Source organism: Myxococcales bacterium, assembly GCA_022184915.1.
Taxonomy (GTDB): domain Bacteria; phylum Myxococcota_A; class Polyangia; order Fen-1088; family Fen-1088; genus JAGTJU01.
The window spans coordinates 952,019-973,398 of record JAGTJU010000001.1 but is presented as its reverse complement, the minus strand read 5'-3'; the positions used below and the strand labels follow the sequence as shown (position 1 = coordinate 973,398).

The following is a 21,380-nucleotide window of genomic DNA, read 5'->3' as shown; positions in this document are numbered from 1 at the left end:
CAGGTCGAAAGGAGAGCAGCAGGAGGCTAACGACGGCGAAACGCGCGACGGGCGTCAGCGCTTTCGCTTGAACATGGAGAGCATCCGGTTCGTCACCAGGAACCCTCCCACCACGTTGACGGTGGCCAGCACGGTCGCCCCGAAGCCCAGCCACATCGACAGCTGGTCTTCCTTCATACCGGCCGCCAGGAGCGCGCCCGCGAGCGTGATGCCCGAGATGGCGTTCGACCCGGACATCAAGGGGGTGTGCAGCGTCGGCGGCACCTTCGTGATGAGCTCGAAGCCCACGAAAACTGCCAACACGAACACGGTAAGGCCGGTAATCAGAGTTTCCAACTTGGTTCCTTCTTGGCGGATGGCCCACCCGTTCCGGAGGCCGGAGGCGGACAGGCGCAGCGAATCTGGGCGACCCCGGGGCAAACCCAAAGGCCTTGCCGCAGAGAGCCCGCTTATTACCCGGGTTCGCGGGTTTCGGCAAGACGGCTCCCACGGCGGGAGCCCCCCGCGTCCCTCCGCGTCATCGTACCCGCCGGCTCAGGCCTTGGGGGAATTGATTCCCCTGCTGGAACCCGGCATGCTCATTGCGTTCATTCATGCCGAAGCGTCATTGGTTGATGAAGTCAGAGCCAGAGGTGTTCTCGATCGACGATTTGGCAGCCGCCAAACGAGGCACCACATTCTGGGACGGCGTCAGAAATTACCAGGCTCGCAACCTGCTTCGGGACGAGATCCAGGTGGAAGACCTTGTGCTGTATTACCACTCGAATGCGGCTCCCTCGGCGATCGTGGGGACAGCCGTGGTGGTGAAGCCGGGCAGCCCTGATCCTACCCAGTTCGATCCGAAGTCCGACCACCACGATCCGGCGTCAACCCCGCAAGATCCGCGATGGTTCGGGGTTCACATCCAGTTCGCGAGCAAGTTCTCACGCCCCGTGACCCTCGACGAGGTCAAGGCGGATCCCCTCCTGTCCGAAATGGTCCTCGCGAAGCGGAGTCGGCTTTCGGTTCAACCGGTGACGAAGGCCGAATTCGACGCCATCGTGAAGCTGGGCAGCGGCCGCTGACGCCGGGAGGGCCGGACTGAGACGCGCCTCACCCCTTCAGGATCTGCCCACGGTAGATCCGCATGGGCCGCGACGGTGCAGGGGCGATCGGTCCTGGTGTCGGAGGCGGGCGAACAGCCGTTGCCTGGGTGGTCGGCGTCCGGGACTGAACCATCGTGGGCGTGGAGCGAGACAGCGGGGGAGGCACGGGCGGAGGCGTGGGTCGTGACGCCGTCAGCGTGGGCAAACCGGTAGGCGTGGGGGGAACCACAGGCATCGTCTGGGGTGGCAAGCTCCCGTGGCGCTGGGCGATGCGGTCACCCACCCGGCGCGCCATCAAGTTGACGGCCATACGTAAGGCGGGCCCGTTGACCTGAGCCGTGGTGATGAGACACAGGAAACCATTCGGCACGCGCCGCGCGTGCAAAGCCTGCTCACCGAACTCGAGCACGAACAGGTCGAGAAAATCGCCTGTCGACGACATGGCTTCGTGGAAGCGCCCGAGCCGTGGAGCTACTTCCCGTAAAGCGCTGTCGTCCACGAACGCCGCCAGGTCGCGCGCCACGACCTCGCCTTCGTCCGAAAGCACGAAACTGGCCATGACCCCCTCGACGTCCCTGAGCGAGGGCAACGCAGCCGTGAGCTCCATGTCCATCATGACCTCCTAAAGACCGAAGCGGGCTTTGAAGCGCTTGAGATCGTCCTGATTGGCGATGCTCTTTGCGACCACCTCCCCGGAGTGCGATACCAGCATCGCCCATCGCTTGTTCTTGAACTGCATGTCGATCGCGGTGAGCCGATCGAAACCCAGGAGTTCGCCCACCAAAGCACCAAGGCGGGCGCCGTACGACAGGGCTCCGGAGAAATGCTCCTCCACAGGCCCCTGGGCTGTGATGGTGCCGTCGGTGCCGATGCGGATCTCCCTGTCGGGGCTGGGTTCAGGAGCCAATTCCACCACCGAAGTTGCCGAGATGGGGCGTTCCAGTGGAGGCGGAGCTTCGGCGCCCACGGGGCGAAGCGGGTACCCCCCCATCCCTCCGAATCGTGTGTTCGCGCTCATGTACGCCTCTCATGTGTCATCGTCGTCATCTTGGTCGTCGTCCAGGTCGTCATCTCGTCGGATAAACCATGGCTGGAGTCGCCGCCACGGTGGGGTCAGCGTCGGAAGCCGAGTCAACCGTAGCATTCGTGAACACACCCTGGAACTCGGGGTAGGCTTCGACGCCGTGCTCCACGAGATCCAGACCGGTCAACTCCGCTTCGCGGTCCACCCGGACGCCCAGCGTGGCCTTCAGCAGCCGGAACACGATGTAACCCACCCCGAAGGCCCACACGAAGGCTGCAGCCACGCCGACGATCTGTGACATGAGGAGGTTGGCGCTTCCGCTCGTGAGCAGGCCATTACCCTTGGCAAACAAACCCACCGCCAGGGTCCCCCAGGCGCCGCACACGCCATGCACCGAGATGGCCCCCACGGGGTCGTCGACGCGAATCTTGTCCACCAAGACGACCGAGACCACGACCAGGAATCCGGCGGCGAGCCCCACGACGAGAGCCGAGGCCACGGAGAACACGTCACACCCCGCGGTGATTGCCACGAGTCCCGCAAGGGCGCCGTTCAGGGCGAACGTGGGATCGGGCCGCTTGAACCAGAGCCACGACAACGCCATGCCTCCAAACGCGCCGGCAGCAGCCGCCATGTTCGTCGTGACGGCGATGCTCGCAAATGCCGCATTGCTCACAGAGGTGGTGCTTCCCGGGTTGAACCCGAACCAACCCAGCCAGAGAATGAAGACGCCCAGCGACGCCAAGGGCAAGCTGTGCCCAGGCATCGCGGTCACCTGCTGGCCCCTGTAGCGTCCCGAACGTGGCCCCAGGACGATGGCGCCCGCCAGGGCCGCCCAGCCGCCCACCGAGTGGACGACCGTGGAGCCGGCGAAGTCGTGGAAGCCCATGTTCTCGAGCCAGCCCGACCCAAGATACAAGCTGCCCCACGCCCACGACCCGAAAAGAGGGTAGATGACGGCGGTCATCACCGCGGAAAACACGACATAGCTGCCGAACTTGGTTCGCTCGGCCATGGCGCCCGAAACGATGGTGGCTGCCGTGCCCGCAAACGCCGTTTGAAAGAGGAAGAAGGCCCACGAGAAGCCCTCCGACCACCCTTTGGCTGAAGCCATCGTTTGCTCTCCGAGCACGTTCGAGGGGTCGTAGAAGAACCCGTTCATACCCGCGAACCCACCGGAGGCGCCGAACATGAGCCCGAAACCCAGGACCCAGAACGCCATGGAGCCCACCGAGAAATCCATGAGGTTCTTCATGAGGATGTTTGCCGTGTTGCGGGCACTCGTCATGCCCGCTTCCACCATGGCAAAGCCAGCCTGCATGAAGAATACGAGGAAGGCGGCAAGGCAGGTCCAAAGCGCGTTGACCTCGTCCGCCGTGAGCTTGACTGCGGCATCCTCGGCGAACGCCGGTGAGGCCCAGGATGGCACCAACGCCAACGCCATGAGCATGCCCGCTGCGGGGCCCACCCTTCGTGTCCGGAGCACTTGCCTCATCTTCATGCTCGCCCAGGGTAGCGCCGGTGTGGTTAAGCGCGCGTTTCGGGAAGGGCAATTCTGAGTGACTTGACCAGGGCTAGGGCGGACGCGGGGCGGCGAAGTCGCGCCGCGCACGAAGACCCAAGAGGGCCAGTGTGCCCACGGCACCCCTGTCTGCCACTCTGCACGAAGACGCCTTCGCCCGGGCAACTGGTGCCCAGAAACAGGGCGACCCTCGTCTGCGTTTCGGTTGGCAGCGTCAGGCATTTTCCCCTAACCTGAAAAGACAAACCCTTAGTTTTTGCTCGCTTTATCCTCGCTTTACCCTGGCTTTTCCATGTCATCGGCTACCCACGACTCGTGCGGGTGGCGCCCGGCAGCGCCGTGCGCGCCCCGAGACCCGGCTCCATCGCGTCGCCGCGCCCCACGGGCCCGGACGTCCCTTGCCTTGGGGCGCCTGGCTTTCCTCTTGGCTACGGCGTTGGTCGGCGGCGCATGCGGTCACGACGACGCTGCGCAGATTCCCGACGGGGACGCGAAGGAGGTGCCGATCCTGGATGCGGGCGCCCCGGGGGACGGCGCCCAAGCCCCCGAGCGCGTACGGCCGGGCTTCGAGACCACGGACGCGGACACCTGGACCCCCGCTAGCCCCGACGCGGCCACCCAGGATCCGGACGGCGGGAGCGGCGCCCCCCTCCTCTTCACCGTCAAACAAGGATGCGCCTTGCGGGCCGAACGGTTCTGCACCCGCCTGGCCACGTGCTCCGACTTCAAGCTGCGAGAAGCGTTCGGAAGGCCCGAGGTCTGTCGATCCCGCTGGGCAGCAGCCTGCGAGGCCGATGCGGCAGCGAGAGACACGGGGCACACGCCCTTCACGCTCGTGCTGTGCGCTCAAGAGCTCGAGCGGGCCGCGTGCCCCCAAATTAGCGAGTTCCTCGAGCCCGAGGCCTGCCGCCCCCCGGGCATGCGTCCGGAAGGCAGAGCGTGCGGCGGGCATACGCAGTGCGCCACCGGTTTCTGTGAGCAGGTCGATGAGGGCTGCGGAACCTGCCGCGCCACGCGGCCCGAGGGGTCTTCCTGCGCGGAGACGGCCGGCTGTCTTTCGGGCCTGCGCTGCGGCATCGCGGGAATTTGCATTTCGCCTTCGGGGCTGGGCGCCTCCTGCAGCGAGGACACGCCTTGCCCCCCTGCCCTCGCGTGCCTCGGCGGGCAGTGCCAGGCGCCGCTCACCGCCGGCATGCCCTGCAGCGGCGACGGCCAGTGTGCGCACACCGACGGCCTCCTGTGCCTGACCGAGCCGCAGCTGACGACGCTTGCGGCGGCGCCCCTGCCCGTCTGTCGGGTGGCTCCCCTCGGAACCGCCAACCAGATCTGTCGCATCGAAGGACGAATGGTGGTGCATTGCCCGGGCGGGCGGGCCGCGTGCGTCAGGAACAACCTGGGCGAGCATCGTTGCTTGACGCCTGCGTCCGACGGGGGAGCGTGCGGAGCCAACGCCGGCGGACGGACGTGTGTCGGCCCCGCCCGCTGCGTCGCGGGCGTTTGTCGCCTGGCGCCTCTTTCCACCTGTGAACAGTGAGCGCCTCTCGCCTGTCTCACGAGTTGGCCATGGCGCAGGCCGCGGCCCTGGCAGCCGGGGCCGCCATCGAAGCGGTCGGCCCCACCCAGCAGGTGAACAAGTCCGACGGCTCGCCCGTAACCGCCGCCGATCTGGCCGCAAACCAGGCCCTCATCGAGACCTTGAGGGGCCACTTCCCCCACGATGGCTGGCTGAGTGAGGAATCCGTCGACGGGCCGGAACGACTCGGCTGCGAGCGCGTGTGGGTGGTCGATCCCCTCGACGGCACTCGCGACTTCGTGGCCCGAACGGGAGAGTTTTCGGTGCACGTGGCGTTGGTCATTGACGGGCAGGCTCAGGTGGCCGCCGTGCTCGAACCCTCGGCTGGCCGCCTCTCCTGGGCGGTGGCAGGCGAAGGCGCGTTCATGTCCGAGCGGCGTGGCCCCACGCGCCGCCTACGGGTCTCCGAACAGAACCGCCTGGCAGCGTTCCGTATCGGGACGAGTCGATTCGCGGCGAACGCCGCACTTCACAGCTTTCTCGCGGACTCCCCGCCCCTGGCGCGGACCGGGATGGGGGCCTCCACGAAGATGATGGCGCTCGCACGGGGCGAGCTCGATGCGTGTGTGTGGTTGTCGAGCGCAGAGAAGGAGTGGGACACATGCGCCCCCGCGCTCATCGTGACCGAGGCGGGAGGCTGCGTGACCGACGCGGACGGGCGTGCGTTCACGTACAACAGACCCGACGTGCGCCACGGACGCGGCATCCTCGCCAGCAACGGACTTTGCCACGGCCTGCTCCGGCAGCGCGCTCAGCGGGCCTTTCCGGGGACCTCCGCATGAGCCCGCCCCCCTTTCTTTTCGTGGAGGGCATCGATGGCAGCGGGAAGTCCACCTGCGCCCGCTGGCTGGCTGCGCAGTTGCCGCGCACGGGGCGCTATGTCGTCACCGTGCACGTTGACGACTTTCGTCGACCCGTGGCCTGGGCAGAGTGCGCCGACGAAGCCACCGCCTATTACGACCGCTACTACGACCTCGCTCGGCTCGACGACACTTTGGCGCGCATCAAAGGCGGCGACGCGGTGGTCGAGGTTCCCCGCTACGTCGAGGGAGCACCCGAGAGCGTCTTCGCGCTTCATGTCCCCACAGCCAGCGTGGTCGTGGTCGAAGGGGTCTTCACGCAGAGGTTGACCCATGCAAGGGCCGCCGCCCTTGTCTCGATCGAGGTGGACTGGGCGATTGCCGAGGCACGGGTTCAAGCACGCGACGAGGCGCGCGGCCGCACGGCCGAAGACGTGCTTCACCGCATCCACCATCGTTACTTCCCCGCGCAGCGCCGGTATCGTCAGCGCCACGAGCCAGCCCGGCGAGCCGATTGGGTCGTGACGATGAACACGCAGGGCGCCCGGCTCGACCGTCGACCGGCCGACAAGGCCCGAGGATTCGGGGCCGTGCTTACGCGAAGTGTCTCGGAAGCGCTCGCGGCGTTCTGCGTTCGAGGGGCCCCGTAGAGGCTCTGGGGGCCACCGAAACGGCACGGGGGCGCCGCCGCGCTGCCGTGCCACAAACGTAACTCACGGCGGCAGTTCCGCTTGTGGGGGCTTCCCCCCATGCTAACGTTTGGCTCCGGGTTGGGCGGCGTGGCGGGGCGGCACGGGAACAAATCGAACCTGCCGCAGGTTCCCCCTCTGAATAAGGAACGGACCATGGCGACATTCGGCACGCTGACTCTGTTGTTGGCTTTCGTCGTCGCGACCTACGGCGGTGTCGCCTCGGTCGTGGGCGCACGGCGCAGCAACGAGCGTTTGATGGCTTCGGGACGGGCCGCCACGTACCTGCTTGCCGCGGTACTCGGCCTCTCCTCGGTGGCGATCGTGTACGCGTTTTTGTCGCAGGACTACTCGATCAAGTACGTCCAGCACTACACAGACGCCAACTCTCCCCTCTTCTACAAGATCACAGCCTATTGGGGGGGACTCGACGGTTCCATCCTCTGGTGGGTCTTCCTCCTCGCCGTGTTCGGCGCCATTGCCATCCACACGAACCGGCACCGGCACAAGGAGATCCTGCCCTACGCCATCGCCACGCTGATGGTCATCGCAGACTTTTTTCTCTTCCTCATCCTCTACCACAAGAACCCCTTCGCCACGTTTTTGGGTGAGGCGCCCACGGTAGGCAACGGGCTCAATCCGCTCCTCCAAAACGCGTACATGATCACCCACCCCCCGGCGCTCTACGTGGGCTTCGTGGGTATGAGCATTCCGTTTGCCTTCGCCATGGGCGCGCTCATCTCCGGGCACCTCGATGACGCCTGGATCATGTCGGTACGCCGCTGGACCCTCATCGCCTGGTTCTTTTTGTCGATGGGCCTCACCCTGGGCATGCTGTGGGCCTACGAGGAGCTTGGCTGGGGCGGTTTTTGGGCTGGGACCCCGTCGAGAACGCAGGGCACTTCCCTGGTTCACAGCGACGGCCTTCCTGCACTCCATCATGATCCAGGAGCGACGGGGCATGATGAAGATCTGGAACTTCACCCTGGTCATCCTGACGTTCCTGCTCACCATCTTCGGCACCTTCATGACCCGCTCGGGCATCGTGCAGTCGGTCCACGCGTTCGGCCAAGACACGAAGCTCGCCTGGATCTTCCTGTTTTTCATGGGTGCCGTGACCCTCATCAGCTTCGGGGTTTTGATCGTTCGTTTGCCCCTCTGCGTTCGCGCGGCCAGCTCGACTCCATCCTTTCGCGTGAAAGCGCCTTCCTCTTCAACAACTGGATCTTGCTGTTCACGGCGTTTTTCGTCTTGTTCGCCACCATGTACCCAACCCTGTCGGAGTGGCTGCGGGGCGAGCGGTTGACCGTGGGCCCGCCCTTCTTCAACCGTTGGATGGTGCCTATTGGTCTGGCGCTGCTCCTGCTGACGGGCATTGGCCCTCTCATCGCTTGGCGCAAAGCCTCGGTGAGCAACCTCAAATACCAGTTCACCTGGCCCACGCTCTCGGCGCTCGGCACCCTGGGCGCCTGCTTCGTCTTGAAGCTGACAGACTCGATCGCGGCCACCATCTGCTTTACGTTCTGTGCGTTCACTCTGGGAACCATCCTGCAAGAGTTCGCGCGAGGCATTCGGATCCGGCGCAAGAACAGCGGCAGCGACCCCTTCTCGGCTCTGCTGGGCATGATGCTGCGAGGGCGCCGTCGTTATGGCGGCTACGTGGTGCACGTGGGCATCGTGCTGATGTTCGTGGGCTTTGCCGGCACCGCGTACCAAAAAGAAGAGCAGATCGAGATGCGCCCCGGTCAGGAGATCAACTTCGGCGGCTACGCGCTCAAGCTACTGAAGCTGCGCCACGAGGAAGACCGCCAAAAGGAGATGGTGACGGGGGACATCCTCGTCTCGCAGCGGGGGAAGGAGATAGATCGCCTTCACCCGGCCATGTGGTACTACACAAACAAAAACAGCGACCGCACGACCGAGGTGGCCATTCGGCGCTCGCCCGCCGAGGATCTCTACATCACGCTCGGGAACTTCGACCTTTCTGAAGGCATCGGCAACTTCGAGATACGCGTGAATCCCCTGGTGGATTGGATCTGGGTGGGGTTCATGATGTTGGCCTTCGGCACGGGCATCACGTTGTTGCCGGAACGCGTGCTTGCGCCGCTCGCGGCCAAGGTGAAGGCCGATGTGGGCGGGGCCACCCAGGCCGCCACGACCCTGCTCCTCGTGGCGTTCGTGGGCGTTGGCGGTCTCCTCATTCCCAGCCGGGCCGCTGCGGCGCCAGAGCCCTCCCATATCGAAGCCGAGCTCGAGTGGTTCGGCAAGAACTTGATGTGCATGTGTGGCTGCCGGCACATCCTGGGCGACTGCGGCGAGGCCGAGTGCGACTACGCCCCGAAAGAGTTCGCCATCATCCGCGGCCTCCTGGAGGAGGGCAAAACGAGGGACGAAGTCATCCAGTACTTCATCGCACGCTACGATGGGCAGTCTGCGTTGGCAGCACCGCTCGACCAGGGGGTGAATCGCCTCGCCTGGGCGTTGCCCTACGGCATGGGCGCGGCGGGCGTGGGAGCCCTGGCGTTCGTGGCCTGGCGGTTCTCACACAAAAAAGCCGCGCTTGGCCCCGGTCTCGCGGGCGGCGAAATTGAGCCCAAAGGCAGCGCCAACCAGCGCCCCGACCTCGAGGACAAGCTCGACGAAGAGCTCGACAAGCTCGACTGATCCGCGGCCGGCTTTTTCGCTCCGTCTGCTTTCCGCGCGCGTGCCGGGCGCGTACACTCTCGCCGTTCCTCGCCGCTCCTTCCCCCCTCTCAAAGTGCCTACCACCTCCCCCGCATCCCATTCCCACGCCTCCCGCGGCCTTGCGCTGTCTTTGGCGGTCATTGGCGCCGCGGTCGGAGTGGCCTTCGGGGTCTTCGTGGGTCGCCTGGCCTTCGGCCCTCCCCTGGTCATGCTGGGCCTCGGAGGGATGACCTTGGGCTTCGCCGCCGTGGCCGCCTGGCGTGTGCTGGGCCCCCTCGTCGATCCCGCCTCCGTCGAGCGCATGACAGCCCCCACGGAGCCAAGCCGGGTGCGCGACTTGCAGCGAGAGAAAGCCTCGGTGCTCAAGGCGATCAAGGAGGTGGAGATGGACTTCCACATGAGGAAGATCTCCGAAGCCGACTACGAAGAGATGACCCAGCGCTACCGCCGCAGAGCCATGCGCCTCATCGGGGAACTCGAGGCCGGCGACGATTTGCGCGCGCTCATAGAGCACGAACTGCGCAACCGCTTGGCCGACGGCGAAAAAAAACGGGGCCCCCGAGGCGGGTGACCAGGCCGCCGCGGCACCCGGCCCGCACCGCAGCTGTTCGGCATGTCAGGCCGTGAACGACGCGGATGCCGAATTCTGCAAGAAGTGTGGCCACAAGCTGGCGGCTTCCGGGGAGCCCACGTGAGGCGCTTACCTTCCGCACGACGCGGAGCTCTCGCAGCGCAAGCTTGTGCGTGGGCCCTGGCTGCCCTGTGCCTTGCCTCGCCAGGCTTTGCCCAACCGCCCGATCTGCGCCAAATGGCGGGGCGGCCTCTGCCCGTGGCCGATCTGCCCGCGGGCACCGTCAGCGTGCGGGTGGCGCGCAAGATGCCCGCAAACCCGGCGACCGGGATCGCCGTGAAGGCCACGGTGACGCCCAACGGAGGCGCCCCGCAGGTCAAGACGGAGACGACCGGCGAGGACGGACGCGCCACGTTCGCGGGCCTGCCCCCGGGGGCCATGTTCCAGGCCGTGGCCGTGGTGGACGGGGAAGCGCTCGAGACCCAGCCCTTCGCCGTGCCGGCCACGGGAGGCGTGCGCACCATGCTCATCTCGGGTTTGCCCCCCGCGGGGTCTTCGCCCGCCGGCGCGGCGCCCGCGGGCGACCCTCATGCAGGCGGCACGCCCCCCGCAGCGCGGTTTTCGTTCTCGATCACGGTGCCGGCGCCTGAAGCGTCGTCTGACCTACCTCCCGGAACTCTCGAGGTGGGGGTGGTGGACGACGAAGGCCGGCCGGTGGCGGGAAACTCCGTCAACTTGGGTCAGGCGGGTAAGGACGGCCGGGTACAGGCGTTCGAGCAAACGACGGACGCACGAGGGATTGCCCGCTTCGCCGACCTGCCCACCGCTCCCGACCTGGGCTATCTGGTGGTTGTGGAGGTTGGAGGGTTTCGCGTCGGCAGCCGTCCTTTCCGCATGCCACCCGATGCGGGAATGCGGCTGCCTCGTCTGGCGCCCCCCGCACGCACCGATGACCTGTCGGTGTTGAGCCTCGATCGCTCGTCACGCTTCATTTTCGAGGTCAGAGAGGATTTCCTCTTCGTGGGCGAGGTGCTCTCGTTCAAAAACGACTCTGACAAGGTCTTCGACGGCGGCCCCGGCGGCATATTCGTACCGCTGCCAACGGAAATGACCAGCTTTCAGGCGTTCAACGACAGCGCCCCGGTGGAAGAGGTCAAGAGCAAGGGTTTGCTGATGCGGGCCCCTGTGCCTCCCACCGGCCCCCGAGACAAGGGGGTGCAGGCGCGGTTCGCGTTCATGCTCCCCACCTACGGGGATGACACGCTCGTGTTCGAGCAAAAGATGCCCGTCGGCGCAAAGAGCCCGCTGGTCATCGTACCCGACAGCTACAAGCTGACGCTTTCATCGCCGGGCCTCAAGACCCTGCCGAAGGACACGGACAATCAGGGAAACGCCGTGTCTCTTTACGAGCTTGCGGACGTCAAGGCGGGCGAGACCATCGAGATCACGATCGCAGGTCTGCCGAAGGTCGACCGCGCGGGACACATGGTCGTCATCGCGCTCTGCCTCGTCCTCTTGGCCTGGGGCCTGTGGGGCGTTTTGGGGGTGAAGCGGGTGGATGCAGGCAAGCTCGACAGGCGGCGCCAAGATCTCCGCAACCGGCGCGAGAATCTCTTTGGCGAGTTGGTGGCCCTGGAGCGCAAACGACGCAGCGGCGCCGACGTCGACGAGGCGCGCCGCGCCACCCTGGTCACGCAGCTCGAGAGCGTGTACCGCGACCTTCAGGCGCTGGACCAGCCCAAGGCCTAGCGACATGTCCGTCGAGGGCCCGTGCTTGCACCTGGAGAACGTGGGCAAGTCCTTCGGGCGCCACCGCGCCCTCGTGGGGGTGAGCACCGTGTTTTCCCCGGGGCAGGTGGCCACCATCCTCGGACCGAACGGCGCCGGCAAGAGCACGTTACTGGGCGTGCTGGCCACGCTGGTTCGGCCCACCACGGGCACGCTTCGGTGGGGTGACGCTCCCCTGCATCCCACGGCACCCGCCCGCGCGGCGATCGGGTACGTGGGGCACGATCCGGGGCTCTACGGCGACCTCGGTGCCTTCGACAACCTCGCGCTCTTCGGCGCTTTGCACGGTCGACAGATCGCGGCCCCTGCCCTGCTCGAACGCGTGGGCTTGGGGCACGTCGATCCCACAGCTCCCGTACGAACGTATTCTCGGGGCATGCAGCAAAGGCTCGCCCTGGCTCGGGCGCTGCTCCACGAGCCCCCGATCCTGCTCTTCGACGAGCCCAGCGCGGCCCTGGATCCTACGGGCGCGGAGTGGCTGGCCGCGCAGCTGGCCGCACAGCGGGCCGATGGGCGCATCGTGGTGGTGGTGACCCACGACCTCGACGCCGTGGCGCCCCTGGCCGATCAGGTCCTGGTGCTCCGCCGGGGCCGCCTGGTGTACGACGCACCGGTGCCCGTGCCCCTTTCGGGCGAAGACCTGCGGCGTCTGTACCAGGACAAGACTGCCGCCGCGCGTGTGCCGGAGGCGACCTGATGTCCACGAATCGTCCGCCTTCCTTCTTCAAAACCGTCTTGCTCGTCGCGGGCAAGGACCTTCGCATCGAGTGGCGTAGCCGCGAGATCACCGCCACCATGGGCTTTTTTGCCGTGCTCGTGGTGCTCATCTTCGCCTTCGCCTTCGTAAACCCGGCGGGCGACGCCCTCTTGCCCCCGGTGACGGCGGGCATCTTGTGGGTCGGGCTGCTGTTCTCCGGCACCATCGCCCTTGCCCGCACCTTCGACCGCGAGCGGGACTTGGAAGCGGTGAGGGCGCTGCTGCTTTCACCTGCGCCGCGGGCGGCCATCTATCTGGGCAAGCTGCTGGGCGTGGTGGCTCTGATGCTGCTGGTGGAGGCGGTGGTGACCTTCCTCGCCGCGGTCTTCTTCAGCGCGGACATCGGCCGCCACGCGGCCTGGCTGGTGGTGCTCCTGGTCCTGGGAACCGTGGGCTACGGGGCGGTGGGCACGGTCATCTCGGGCGCCCTGCTGCGCGCCAAGAGCCGGGACGCGCTCATCGCGGCCCTGCTGTTTCCTCTGGTCACGCCCCTCGTCATGGCGGGCGTGCGGGGCACGAGCCTTCTGCTCGATCCCCAAACGGCCGACCTGGCCACGGTTGTCTTCTGGACCCAATTTTTGGCTTCGATGGACGTCATCTTCGTGCTTTTGGGGTTGTGGGCCTTCGAGCCGGTGGTGACCGGCGAATGACCGCCGGCCCGCGGCGTACGCGCCGCAGAGGCAGCAGACGGGCCCGCGACGCGATATGATTGAAGCTCACGGGCGGCCGCGGCCCCCAAGAGAAACGAGGACGTTCATGAAGCGCGCACCTGGGTTCGTTTGGCCGCTGTGTTTGGTCTTGTTGGTTCCCGTCGCCTGCGACGACGACGACAGCAGCGACGCACCTTCCGTGGATGCGGGTGGGGGCAGCGGAGGCGTCGGGGGGACTGGCACCGGGGGGCTGGGCGGTATCGACACACGCCTCGACAAAAACAAGCGGGTCGACCAGCTGAGCCCGGACGAGCTCGCGCAGGCCTGCAAAGATTTCCAAAACTGGGGCGCGGATTTCGAGGCCGCGTTGACGCCGAAGCTTTGTCGCGTGGCAGGCGTGCTCGCGGCCGTCGGCTCCCCGGGCTCACCAGCCGCAAATCCCGGCCAGAGCTGCCAAGCCGCCGTCGCGGCCTGCGAGGCCTCGGCCACGCCGGATGCCGGCGCCCCCACCGAAACCGACTGCACGGCGCCCGAAAACTGTACGGCCACGGTGGGCGAGCTCGAGACCTGTCTCAACGATAGCCTCGCCCGCGCCGACACGTTCCTCTCCGCGTTCCCCTCCTGCGCCATGCTGGCGGCGGGAACGGGGTCACTCCCTCTGGGCTTGCCCCAGAACCCGGCGTCCTGCGCCCCCGTGGAACAAAAGTGTCCCGACCTTCCCATGATCGGCGATCTCGTGGAAGGGGGACTTTCCGGGGGTGGACTGCCGCTGCCCTGACGGAAAACGGCGCCGCGGGCCCGAGAAGGGGGAATGCACACCCCCCCCGCAGCGGTTATGCTGCGTCTGCCTTTGGCGCCGCCCATGACGACCTCCTCGAAAGCGAACCGGCCCCCGGGTCTCACCTTGCCCTTTTTGCTGGGCGCACTGGTGTGTGCCGTGGGCTTTGCCTGGGTACCCCAGATGATCGTGCAAGCCCCCGTCGAGTCGACGATGGGGCCGGTACAGAAGATCTTCTATTTTCACGTGCCCTGCGCCTGGCTGCTCATGCTCTCGGTGTTCGTGTGCGCCGGCGGCAGTGTGGCGTATCTCTTCAAAGGTTCCGAGGCGGGCGACCGCCTGGCCCGCGCCAGCGCCGAGCTCGCGGTGCTCTTCGGCATCTGCGTCCTGGTGACCGGCCCGCTGTGGGGCCGCGTGGCGTGGGGTGTGTACTGGCAGTGGGATGCCCGCCTCACCAGCTCCTTGCTGCTGTGGCTCATCATGCTCGCCTACCTGCTGGCCCGGCGGTACGGTGGCCCCGCCTCTCGAAAACTGGCCGCCGCGCTCGCGCTCTTCGCCGCGGCTGATGTGCCCCTGGTTTACGTCAGCGTGCACATCTGGCGCACCATCCATCCGAAGACCTCGGTCGTGCCCTCGCTCCAGCCCGAGATGCGTAGCGTGTTTTGGACCTCGCTGCTGCTTTTCTCGGTGTTCTGGGGCGTGCTTCTGGCCGTGCGCTTGCGCCTCGAGCGCCTGCGGGCCGAAGTGGAGACGCTGCACCTCGATGTCGAAGACGCCCTCGAAGACCCCGCGGGCTTGCCCCCCCTCATGGAGACCAAACGCGCATGAACAGCCGCCTCTCATCTTTTTTCACGACCGTGGTGGCGGCCGTGACGGTGCTGGTCGCGTGGGCAGGAGCGCCCCGCCTGGCTTTGGCCCAGGGCTACGCCCCGGTGGCTGACAAAGATCCCACGACCATCGCCGCCAATCCCTTCATCGCTGGGGCCTACGGGTTCATTTGGGTCGCGCTGGTCGTGTATCTGGTCGTGATTGCGAAGGGGCTCACCAAAGCCCACGCCGAGGTGAACGAGCTACGCCGCAAGCTCGACCGTCAAGCCTGAGCGCCGCGCGCCGTCGCATGGACCTGCCTCCCTCATCCCACTTCATTTACATCCCCGTCATCCTCGTGCTGGGCGTCGTCTTGGGCTTCGTCATGGGCAGCCGGGCAACGCGGGATCAGCTGCGCTTCGAGCAAAACCAGGCCGAAGAGCGCGCGCGGAAGCGCCAAGCTCGTCAAGCCGCCCGAGCGGCAGAGTCCGGCACGGGCAGCGATGCTTCGGAACGGGCCCCCTGAGGCCCCCGAGGCTCCGCTCCGCACGCGGCGTGCCAACGGCTTGACCCAAGAGGCCGACAGCCTCGGGCGTGCCCGATTCGGCAGGGCCGGCAAAGCGGGTTATGCTTGAGGGCTCTGGAGGACACGCATGGTTGGTTTCGACTTCACGGAAGAGCAACAGCAACTCATCGACACGGCCCGCAACTTCACGAAGAACGAGATCATACCGGTCGCCGGTGAGCTCGACGAGCACGGCACGTTCCCCGACGAGATCTGCAAGAAGGCCTGGGAGACGGGCCTCATGAATTGTGAGCTGCCCGAGTCGATCGGCGGGCTCGGGCTTTCGTGCTTGTCTCATTGCCTGATCCTGGAAGAGATCTCTTATGGCTGCGTGGGGGTGAACACCACGCTGGCGGGTAATGCCCTGGCCTCGATGCCGCTCATGTTGGCGGGCTCGGACGCACAGAAAAAGGAGTACCTCGGCCGTTTGCTCGAGAAGCCGATTTTCGCCGCCTACGCGTGCTCGGAACCCGATGCCGGCTCGGACGTGGCAGGGCTCAAGAGCCGTTACCGGAAAGAGGGAAACACGTACATCCTGACGGGCCAGAAGCGCTGGATCACGAACGGCGGCGTGGCCGATTGGTATGTCACCTTCGCGCGCGCCGAGGGCACCGAACGGCACAAGGGCGTGACCTGCTTCGTGCTCGACCGAAGCCTGCCGGGCGTCTCCGTGGGGAAGAAAGAAAACAAGATGGGGCAGCGGGCCTCGAACACCACCGACGTGCTCTTCGACGAGGTGAAGCTCGACGCCAGCCACGTGGTGGGCCCCGAGGGCGAGGGTTTCAAGATCGCCATGCGCACCTTCGATCGCACCCGGCCCTGGATCGCCGCCGGGGCGGCCGGGTTGATTCGGCGCTGCCTCGATGAATCGCGGACCTACGCCCTCGAGCGCAAGACCTTCGGGGTGCCCATCGCGCAACATCAGGCCGTGCAGTTCATGCTGGCCGAGATGGCCATCGCTCACGAAGCCACCCGGCTGCTCTGTCACAAGGCCGCCTGGGCCATCGAGCAGGGTCAGATCGACTCGGTGGTCTCGAGCTACGCCAAGGCCTACGGCGCCGACGCGGCCATGCAGGTCGCCACGGACGCCGTACAAATCTTCGGCGGCTACGGGTACACCAAGGAGTACCCCGTGGAAAAGCTGATGCGGGACGCGAAGCTGCTGCAAATCTACGAGGGCACGAGCCAGATCCAGCGGATGGTGATCGCGCGCAACGTGCTGGCAGGCAAATAGCGCCGCCGACACAAAAACGCCCCCGGTACCGCGAGGTGCCGAGGGCGTTGTATGTGCGCAGTCGTGCGGCGGCGCTCAGCGCTTGGCGCGGAAGGCCGAAACGCCGGGGTAGATGGCGGTCGCACCGAGCTCCTGCTCGATCTTGAGCAGGCGGTTGTACTTTGCCGTCCTGTCCGAGCGGGCGAGCGAGCCGGTCTTGATCTGCCCTGCGCGCGTGGCCACCGCGAGATCCGCGATGAACGCGTCTTCGGTCTCCCCGGAGCGGTGCGAGGTCACGGTGGTCCAGCCATTGCGGTGGGCGCTCTCGACGGCCTCCAGGGTCTCCGTGATGGAGCCGATCTGGTTCACCTTCACGAGCACGCTGTTTGCGGCGCTCTTGGCGATGCCCATCTGAATGCGCTCGGCGTTGGTCACGAAGAGATCGTCGCCCACGAGCTGCACGCTCTCGCCGAGCTCCTTGGTCAACGCCACCCAGCCGTCCCAGTCGTTTTCGGCCATGCCGTCTTCCACCGAAACCACGTGGAAGTCCTGCGCCAGTTTTTTGTAAAGCGCGATCATGCCGGCGGTGTCGAGGGTCTTGCCCTCTTTCTTGAAGACGTACTTGCCGTCCTTGAAGAGCTCGCTGCTGGCCACGTCGAGGGCCAGGCCGATGTCCTTGCCAGGCGTGTAACCGGCCTTCTTGATCGCGTCGACGATCACCCCGCAGGCCTCTTCGGCACCGTTCAGGTTGGGGGCAAAGCCACCCTCGTCGCCCACGGAGGTGCTGTGGCCGCCGTCGTTCAGAATCTTTTTGAGGTTGTGGAACACCTCGGCGCCCGCACGAAGGGCCTCACGGAAGCTGGGAAGACCCAGGGGAACGATCATGAACTCCTGGAAGTCGAGCTTGTTGTTGGCGTGGGCGCCGCCGTTGATGATGTTCATCATGGGCACGGGCAACACGCGGGCGTTCGGGCCACCCAGGTACTTGTAGAGCGGAACGTCCAGCTCGTACGCCGCAGCGCGGGCCGCAGCCATCGAGACGCCCAGGATGGCGTTGGCGCCCACCTTGGCCTTGTTCGGGGTGCCGTCCACCTCGTTCATGGCCGCATCGAGACCGGCCTGATCGAACACGTCGCGCCCTTCGAGCGCGGGCGCCAGCAACTTGGAAACGTTCTCGACGGCCTTGAGCACGCCCTTGCCGAGGTAACGGCCCTTGTCGCCGTCACGCAGCTCGACGGCCTCGTGCTCGCCGGTGGACGCGCCCGAAGGCACACCGGCCGCAGCGCAGATGCCGCTGTCGAGCTCGACCTCGGCTTCGATGGTGGGATTGCCGCGCGAATCCAGGATCTCGCGGGCGGAAACTCGGGTGATGATCGCTTTCATGGCGGGGGCAATTTGGCACGACCGGCCGAAATCCGAAAGAGGGTTGATGTTTCGATTGCAGGACAATGCAATGCGCCGTCTCGATGGATGGCGCGCCCTGCCTGGCACACCCGGCGTTGCAGTGGGATACTGCGCAAAGGTCGTCATGCGTTTGAACCCGCGAAGCGAAGCCGGCCCGGTGCTGTCGCCGCGGCAAATCTTCGAGCACCTCAACCGCTACGTGGTGGGGCAGGAACGTGCCAAGCGCACGGTGGCCATCGCGGCCTACAACCACCTCAAGCGCTGCCTGCAGGCGCGCGGCGGGCGGCGCTTGCTGCGCAAATCGAACATCTTGCTCGTGGGGCCCACGGGCTCGGGTAAAACGCACATCGCCCGCACGCTCGCCGAGCTTTTGGACGTGCCGCTTCAGATCGCGGACGCCACCGAGTACACCGAGGCTGGGTACTACGGCAAGGACGTCGAGGTCATGGTGGGCGAACTGCTGCAAAAGGCCAACCAGGACGTCGACCGCGCGCAGCGGGGCATCGTGTTCATCGACGAAATCGACAAGATCGCGCGCCGCAGTCCGGGCGCGCGGACGGGGGCGGGCGCCCGCGACATCGGCGGCGAAGGGGTGCAGCAATCCTTGCTGAAGCTGCTCGAGGGCCGAGAGCTCTACGTGCCCATGAACCTCACCCAGCACTGGAACAAACACGATTTCGTTCCCATGGACACGCAGGACATCCTGTTCATTGCGGCCGGGACCTTCGCCGACCTCAAGCCTTATCGAGAGTCCTCCGCTCCCGTGGGCTTCGGACACTCAGAAAGGCCTGCGCACGCGTCCGACACGAGCCGCGTGACGGAGAAGGACCTTCTCGACTACGGCCTCATCGGCGAGCTGCTCGGGCGCTTGCCCGTGCGGGTGCGGCTGCAAGCCCTGGGCGAGCCGGAACTGCTCCAGGTGCTCACCGAGCCACCGGATTCCGTGGTCAAAGAATTCACCACCCTGCTGCAGCTCGATGGCGTGAATCTGAAGTTTTCAGACGAAGCGCTGCGAGAGGTGGTGCGCCACGCGCTGGCGCGGAAGACCGGCGCGCGCAGCCTTCGCACCTTGGTGGAAGAGCTCTGTCACGACCTCATGTTCGAGGCGCCCGAGCGGAAAGGCCAGACCTTCGTCATCGATCGCGCGTACGCGGCCGCGCGGCTCGAAGCTTTGGGCGAAGATCTGGCCTCCTGACGGACAGCTGACTCAGAACGCACGCGCGCCGATGGCCATGCGGTACCTGTGGGTTTGCCCGGGATCGAGCTTCCGCGTTCCCGGGCGGTTGAGCGCGTTGGGGGCGTCGGTCCAGGGCTCGAGACAGACGTAAGGGGCGTCGGGCGAGGCATTCCAGGCCACCCACACCGGGAAGCTCTGTTCGCTGCCCGCCACCGACACGAAGGTGGCCATGCCGGCCGCCTCGTCCACGACCTCGAGCGACGTGGCTCCCGTATCGGCCAGCACGATTGAGCCTGGAAGGTCCTCGTGGTCGAGCGTGACCGTACGAGCAGCTTCCGGCGTGCGGCTGACCTGGCGCCACCCGTCCTGGGGCCGCAAGCGTGTGCCCGCCGGCAGTGACACCTGGCAAGCCGCTGCGCGGCTTTGCGGCGCGAGGGGCATGCGCAAGTAGGGGTGAAAGCCGAGGGCGTAGGGCATGGGAACTTCACCTGCGTTCTCGATGACCGTATCGGCAACCAGAGATGTGCCTTCGAAACGGTAGGTCAAGCGCATGCTGAAATCGAAGGGGTAAACCGCCTTCCAGCCGGGGTGCGGCAACAACACCGCCGTGAGCGCTTCGTCGCTCGACGCCTCGATTTGCCAATACACGTTGCGGGCCCACCCGTGCGGGGGCATCGCGAGGCTTTTGCCCCCGTACTCCCAGCTGTCGGGATGCGCTCCGTTCGAGACCCCGACGGCCGGGAACAAAATGGGGTTACCGTAGCGGCGATCGGAAGGCTCGATGGCCTCACCCGCCACGTGCAGCAGCTCCGTGCGTTCCCCCCGCGGCGAAGGCGCACGGAACCCCAGCAGCTGAAAGCCGCGCTCGGGGTAAAGCAACGCCTCACAAGGGCCTTTGCGCAACACGATCAATCGGGACGAAAGCGCTTGGTTCATGGCGCCTTTATGCCGCGTGCTCATGAGGGCGGCAACACCGACTCGCAGCAGCAAGCACCCCCGTGCAATCACCCCTCGGGACCTCCCGTGGGAGGCGGGGGGCACGGCTACAAAAATCTCCCCAGGCGTCCGGGGCTTTCGCTATCATGCCGCGCTTACCCATGAAGATCTGCGATCTCTTCCCCACGAACCGCCGCCTGTTTTCGTTCGAGTTTTTTCCTCCCAAGACCGACGCCGGCGAGGCCGCGCTCGAAAAAACGATCACGGACCTCGAAGACCTGCGCCCCTCCTTCGTGTCCGTGACTTACGGCGCTGGCGGCTCGACCCGGGATCGCACGATCGACCTGGTTTCGCGGATCCAGAAAGAGGGCATCACGGCCATGGCTCACCTCACCTGCGTGGGCGCAAACCGCACGGAGCTCGGCGCCGTGGCGGACAGACTGGCCGAGGCGGGGATCGAAAACATCATTGCCTTGCGCGGCGATCCGCCAGCGGGCGCCGAGACCTTCGAGACCCCGAAAGACGGCTTCGCGTACGCCTCCGAGCTGGTGGCGTTCCTGCGCCAGCGCTACGGGCAACGCTTCTGTGTCGCGGGCGCGGGCTACCCGGAGGGGCACGTCGAATGCCGCGATCCCGAACTCGATATCGTCAACCTCAAGAAGAAGATCAACGCCGGCGTGGACTTCGTCGTGAGCCAGCTCTTCTTCGACAACCGCTACTATTTCGACTTCGTCGAACGGGCGCGTCAGGCGGGCATCAACGTGCCGATCGTGGCGGGGATCATGCCGATCCTGAACGTGGCACAGATCGAGCGCTTCACGAAGATGTGCGGCGCTTCGATCCCGGCCACCTTGCACAAAGAGCTCGATCGCCACCGCAACGATCCCGTGGGGGCGCAGCAGCTGGGCACGGCCTACGCCACTGCCCAGTGCGTCGACCTACTCCAACGCGGCGCCCCTGGTATTCACTTCTATACGCTGAACCAGTCCGCCGCGACCCGGATCATCCTCACGGCGTTGCGGACCGCCGGCTTGGCCTGAGCCTACAGAAACTCGCAGAGGTATGCCGCCGGTGTGGTGGCGCGCACGTCGAAGCCGCTGCCCCCTGGCACCTCGAACACGGTGCCCTGGGGGTAGGGCACGAAGTGACTGTGGCCCGGCAGGCGCACGTCGAGGGTGCCGCTCGTCACGGTCATGCGCTCCGGCGCGTCGGTGTTGAAGTGAAACTCTCCGGGCGCGATCACGCCCACCGTGGCGCGACGACCGTGGCGCTCGAAGCCGACGCTTTGCACTTGGCCTTCGAAATACGTGTTGTGCTTGAGGGTGCTCATCGCAGTTGCTCCTTCAGGGGGTCGCC

General features: G+C 66.2%; 23 protein-coding genes. 16 read left to right on the top strand and 7 right to left on the bottom strand.

Features of this window, described 5'->3' with window-relative positions; genetic code table 11:
• Nucleotides 1–54: 54 nt before the first annotated feature.
• A complete protein-coding gene (locus tag KA712_04010; protein ID MCG5052105.1) occupies nucleotides 55–336 on the bottom strand; it encodes an NAD(P) transhydrogenase subunit alpha in 282 nt (93 codons plus the stop codon).
• Between the two features lie 257 nt (nucleotides 337–593).
• Here KA712_04010 and KA712_04005 point away from each other — a divergent pair, with 257 nt between their 5' ends.
• Nucleotides 594–1,064 (top strand): EVE domain-containing protein, encoded by a 471-nt coding sequence (locus KA712_04005; protein ID MCG5052104.1) that lies wholly within the window; start codon nucleotides 594–596, stop codon nucleotides 1,062–1,064.
• Nucleotides 1,065–1,092: 28 nt separating this feature from the next.
• Here the strand turns inward: KA712_04005 and KA712_04000 are convergent, their stop codons facing one another.
• From KA712_04000 to KA712_03990, 3 genes are read right to left on the bottom strand one after another with little or no spacing between them, the layout of a single operon-like run.
• Nucleotides 1,093–1,698: a hypothetical protein gene (locus KA712_04000; protein ID MCG5052103.1), complete on the bottom strand. Its 606-nt coding sequence runs from the start codon at nucleotides 1,696–1,698 to the stop codon at nucleotides 1,093–1,095.
• 9 nt (nucleotides 1,699–1,707) lie between these two features.
• Nucleotides 1,708–2,103, bottom strand: coding sequence for a hypothetical protein (locus tag KA712_03995; GenBank protein MCG5052102.1), 396 nt, complete (start codon nucleotides 2,101–2,103; stop codon nucleotides 1,708–1,710).
• A 49-nt stretch (nucleotides 2,104–2,152) separates the two neighbouring features.
• Nucleotides 2,153–3,559, bottom strand: coding sequence for an ammonium transporter (locus KA712_03990; GenBank protein ID MCG5052101.1), 1,407 nt, complete (start codon nucleotides 3,557–3,559; stop codon nucleotides 2,153–2,155).
• A gap of 496 nt (nucleotides 3,560–4,055) precedes the next feature.
• Between KA712_03990 and KA712_03985 the strand changes: the two genes are divergently transcribed.
• The 13 genes from KA712_03985 to KA712_03925 all read left to right on the top strand — a co-directional run bounded on the left by KA712_03985 (nucleotide 4,056) and on the right by KA712_03925 (nucleotide 16,528).
• The gene (locus KA712_03985) at nucleotides 4,056–5,165 is read left to right on the top strand and encodes a hypothetical protein (GenBank protein ID MCG5052100.1); all 1,110 of its coding nucleotides are present in this window, start codon (nucleotides 4,056–4,058) and stop codon (nucleotides 5,163–5,165) included.
• Complete coding sequence (locus tag KA712_03980; GenBank protein ID MCG5052099.1) at nucleotides 5,162–5,986, top strand: 3'(2'),5'-bisphosphate nucleotidase CysQ; 825 nt, start codon at nucleotides 5,162–5,164, stop codon at nucleotides 5,984–5,986. The genes KA712_03985 and KA712_03980 overlap by 4 nt, the downstream gene beginning before the upstream one ends.
• The gene (locus KA712_03975; GenBank protein ID MCG5052098.1) at nucleotides 5,983–6,654 is read left to right on the top strand and encodes a hypothetical protein; all 672 of its coding nucleotides are present in this window, start codon (nucleotides 5,983–5,985) and stop codon (nucleotides 6,652–6,654) included. Before KA712_03980 ends, KA712_03975 begins: the two co-directional genes overlap by 4 nt.
• A gap of 195 nt (nucleotides 6,655–6,849) precedes the next feature.
• Entirely contained in the window at nucleotides 6,850–9,357 is a 2,508-nt protein-coding gene (gene ccsA / locus KA712_03970) for a cytochrome c biogenesis protein CcsA (GenBank protein MCG5052097.1), read from the top strand.
• 94 nt (nucleotides 9,358–9,451) lie between these two features.
• Nucleotides 9,452–9,949 (top strand): hypothetical protein, encoded by a 498-nt coding sequence (locus KA712_03965; protein ID MCG5052096.1) that lies wholly within the window; start codon nucleotides 9,452–9,454, stop codon nucleotides 9,947–9,949.
• Between the two features lie 120 nt (nucleotides 9,950–10,069).
• On the top strand, nucleotides 10,070–11,698 hold the full coding sequence (locus KA712_03960) for a hypothetical protein (GenBank protein ID MCG5052095.1): 1,629 nt from the start codon (nucleotides 10,070–10,072) through the stop codon (nucleotides 11,696–11,698).
• A 4-nt stretch (nucleotides 11,699–11,702) separates the two neighbouring features.
• Nucleotides 11,703–12,434: an ABC transporter ATP-binding protein gene (locus KA712_03955; protein MCG5052094.1), complete on the top strand. Its 732-nt coding sequence runs from the start codon at nucleotides 11,703–11,705 to the stop codon at nucleotides 12,432–12,434.
• A complete protein-coding gene (locus KA712_03950; GenBank protein ID MCG5052093.1) occupies nucleotides 12,434–13,144 on the top strand; it encodes a heme exporter protein CcmB in 711 nt (236 codons plus the stop codon). Before KA712_03955 ends, KA712_03950 begins: the two co-directional genes overlap by 1 nt.
• 106 nt (nucleotides 13,145–13,250) lie before the next feature.
• On the top strand, nucleotides 13,251–13,922 hold the full coding sequence (locus tag KA712_03945) for a hypothetical protein (GenBank protein MCG5052092.1): 672 nt from the start codon (nucleotides 13,251–13,253) through the stop codon (nucleotides 13,920–13,922).
• Nucleotides 13,923–14,006: 84 nt separating this feature from the next.
• Nucleotides 14,007–14,750 carry a cytochrome c biogenesis protein gene (locus tag KA712_03940; protein ID MCG5052091.1) on the top strand — a complete coding sequence of 248 codons (744 nt, stop codon included), beginning with the start codon at nucleotides 14,007–14,009 and terminating at the stop codon, nucleotides 14,748–14,750.
• Nucleotides 14,747–15,022 (top strand): hypothetical protein, encoded by a 276-nt coding sequence (locus KA712_03935; protein ID MCG5052090.1) that lies wholly within the window; start codon nucleotides 14,747–14,749, stop codon nucleotides 15,020–15,022. The genes KA712_03940 and KA712_03935 overlap by 4 nt, the downstream gene beginning before the upstream one ends.
• 17 nt (nucleotides 15,023–15,039) lie before the next feature.
• Nucleotides 15,040–15,255, top strand: coding sequence for a hypothetical protein (locus tag KA712_03930; GenBank protein MCG5052089.1), 216 nt, complete (start codon nucleotides 15,040–15,042; stop codon nucleotides 15,253–15,255).
• A 127-nt stretch (nucleotides 15,256–15,382) separates the two neighbouring features.
• Nucleotides 15,383–16,528, top strand: coding sequence for an acyl-CoA dehydrogenase family protein (locus KA712_03925; GenBank protein ID MCG5052088.1), 1,146 nt, complete (start codon nucleotides 15,383–15,385; stop codon nucleotides 16,526–16,528).
• A 75-nt stretch (nucleotides 16,529–16,603) separates the two neighbouring features.
• Here the strand turns inward: KA712_03925 and eno are convergent, their stop codons facing one another.
• On the bottom strand, nucleotides 16,604–17,890 hold the full coding sequence (gene eno / locus KA712_03920; GenBank protein ID MCG5052087.1) for a phosphopyruvate hydratase: 1,287 nt from the start codon (nucleotides 17,888–17,890) through the stop codon (nucleotides 16,604–16,606).
• 145 nt (nucleotides 17,891–18,035) lie between these two features.
• Between eno and clpX the strand changes: the two genes are divergently transcribed.
• Nucleotides 18,036–19,106 carry an ATP-dependent Clp protease ATP-binding subunit ClpX gene (gene clpX, locus KA712_03915; protein MCG5052086.1) on the top strand — a complete coding sequence of 357 codons (1,071 nt, stop codon included), beginning with the start codon at nucleotides 18,036–18,038 and terminating at the stop codon, nucleotides 19,104–19,106.
• Between the two features lie 12 nt (nucleotides 19,107–19,118).
• On the opposite strand, the gene KA712_03910 is transcribed toward clpX, so the two are convergent.
• Nucleotides 19,119–20,048 (bottom strand): hypothetical protein, encoded by a 930-nt coding sequence (locus tag KA712_03910; protein MCG5052085.1) that lies wholly within the window; start codon nucleotides 20,046–20,048, stop codon nucleotides 19,119–19,121.
• A gap of 137 nt (nucleotides 20,049–20,185) precedes the next feature.
• Here KA712_03910 and metF point away from each other — a divergent pair, with 137 nt between their 5' ends.
• Entirely contained in the window at nucleotides 20,186–21,064 is an 879-nt protein-coding gene (gene metF, locus KA712_03905) for a methylenetetrahydrofolate reductase [NAD(P)H] (GenBank protein ID MCG5052084.1), read from the top strand.
• A 2-nt stretch (nucleotides 21,065–21,066) separates the two neighbouring features.
• Here the strand turns inward: metF and KA712_03900 are convergent, their stop codons facing one another.
• Complete coding sequence (locus KA712_03900) at nucleotides 21,067–21,354, bottom strand: pyrimidine/purine nucleoside phosphorylase (GenBank protein ID MCG5052083.1); 288 nt, start codon at nucleotides 21,352–21,354, stop codon at nucleotides 21,067–21,069.
• Nucleotides 21,355–21,380: the final 26 nt, after the last annotated feature.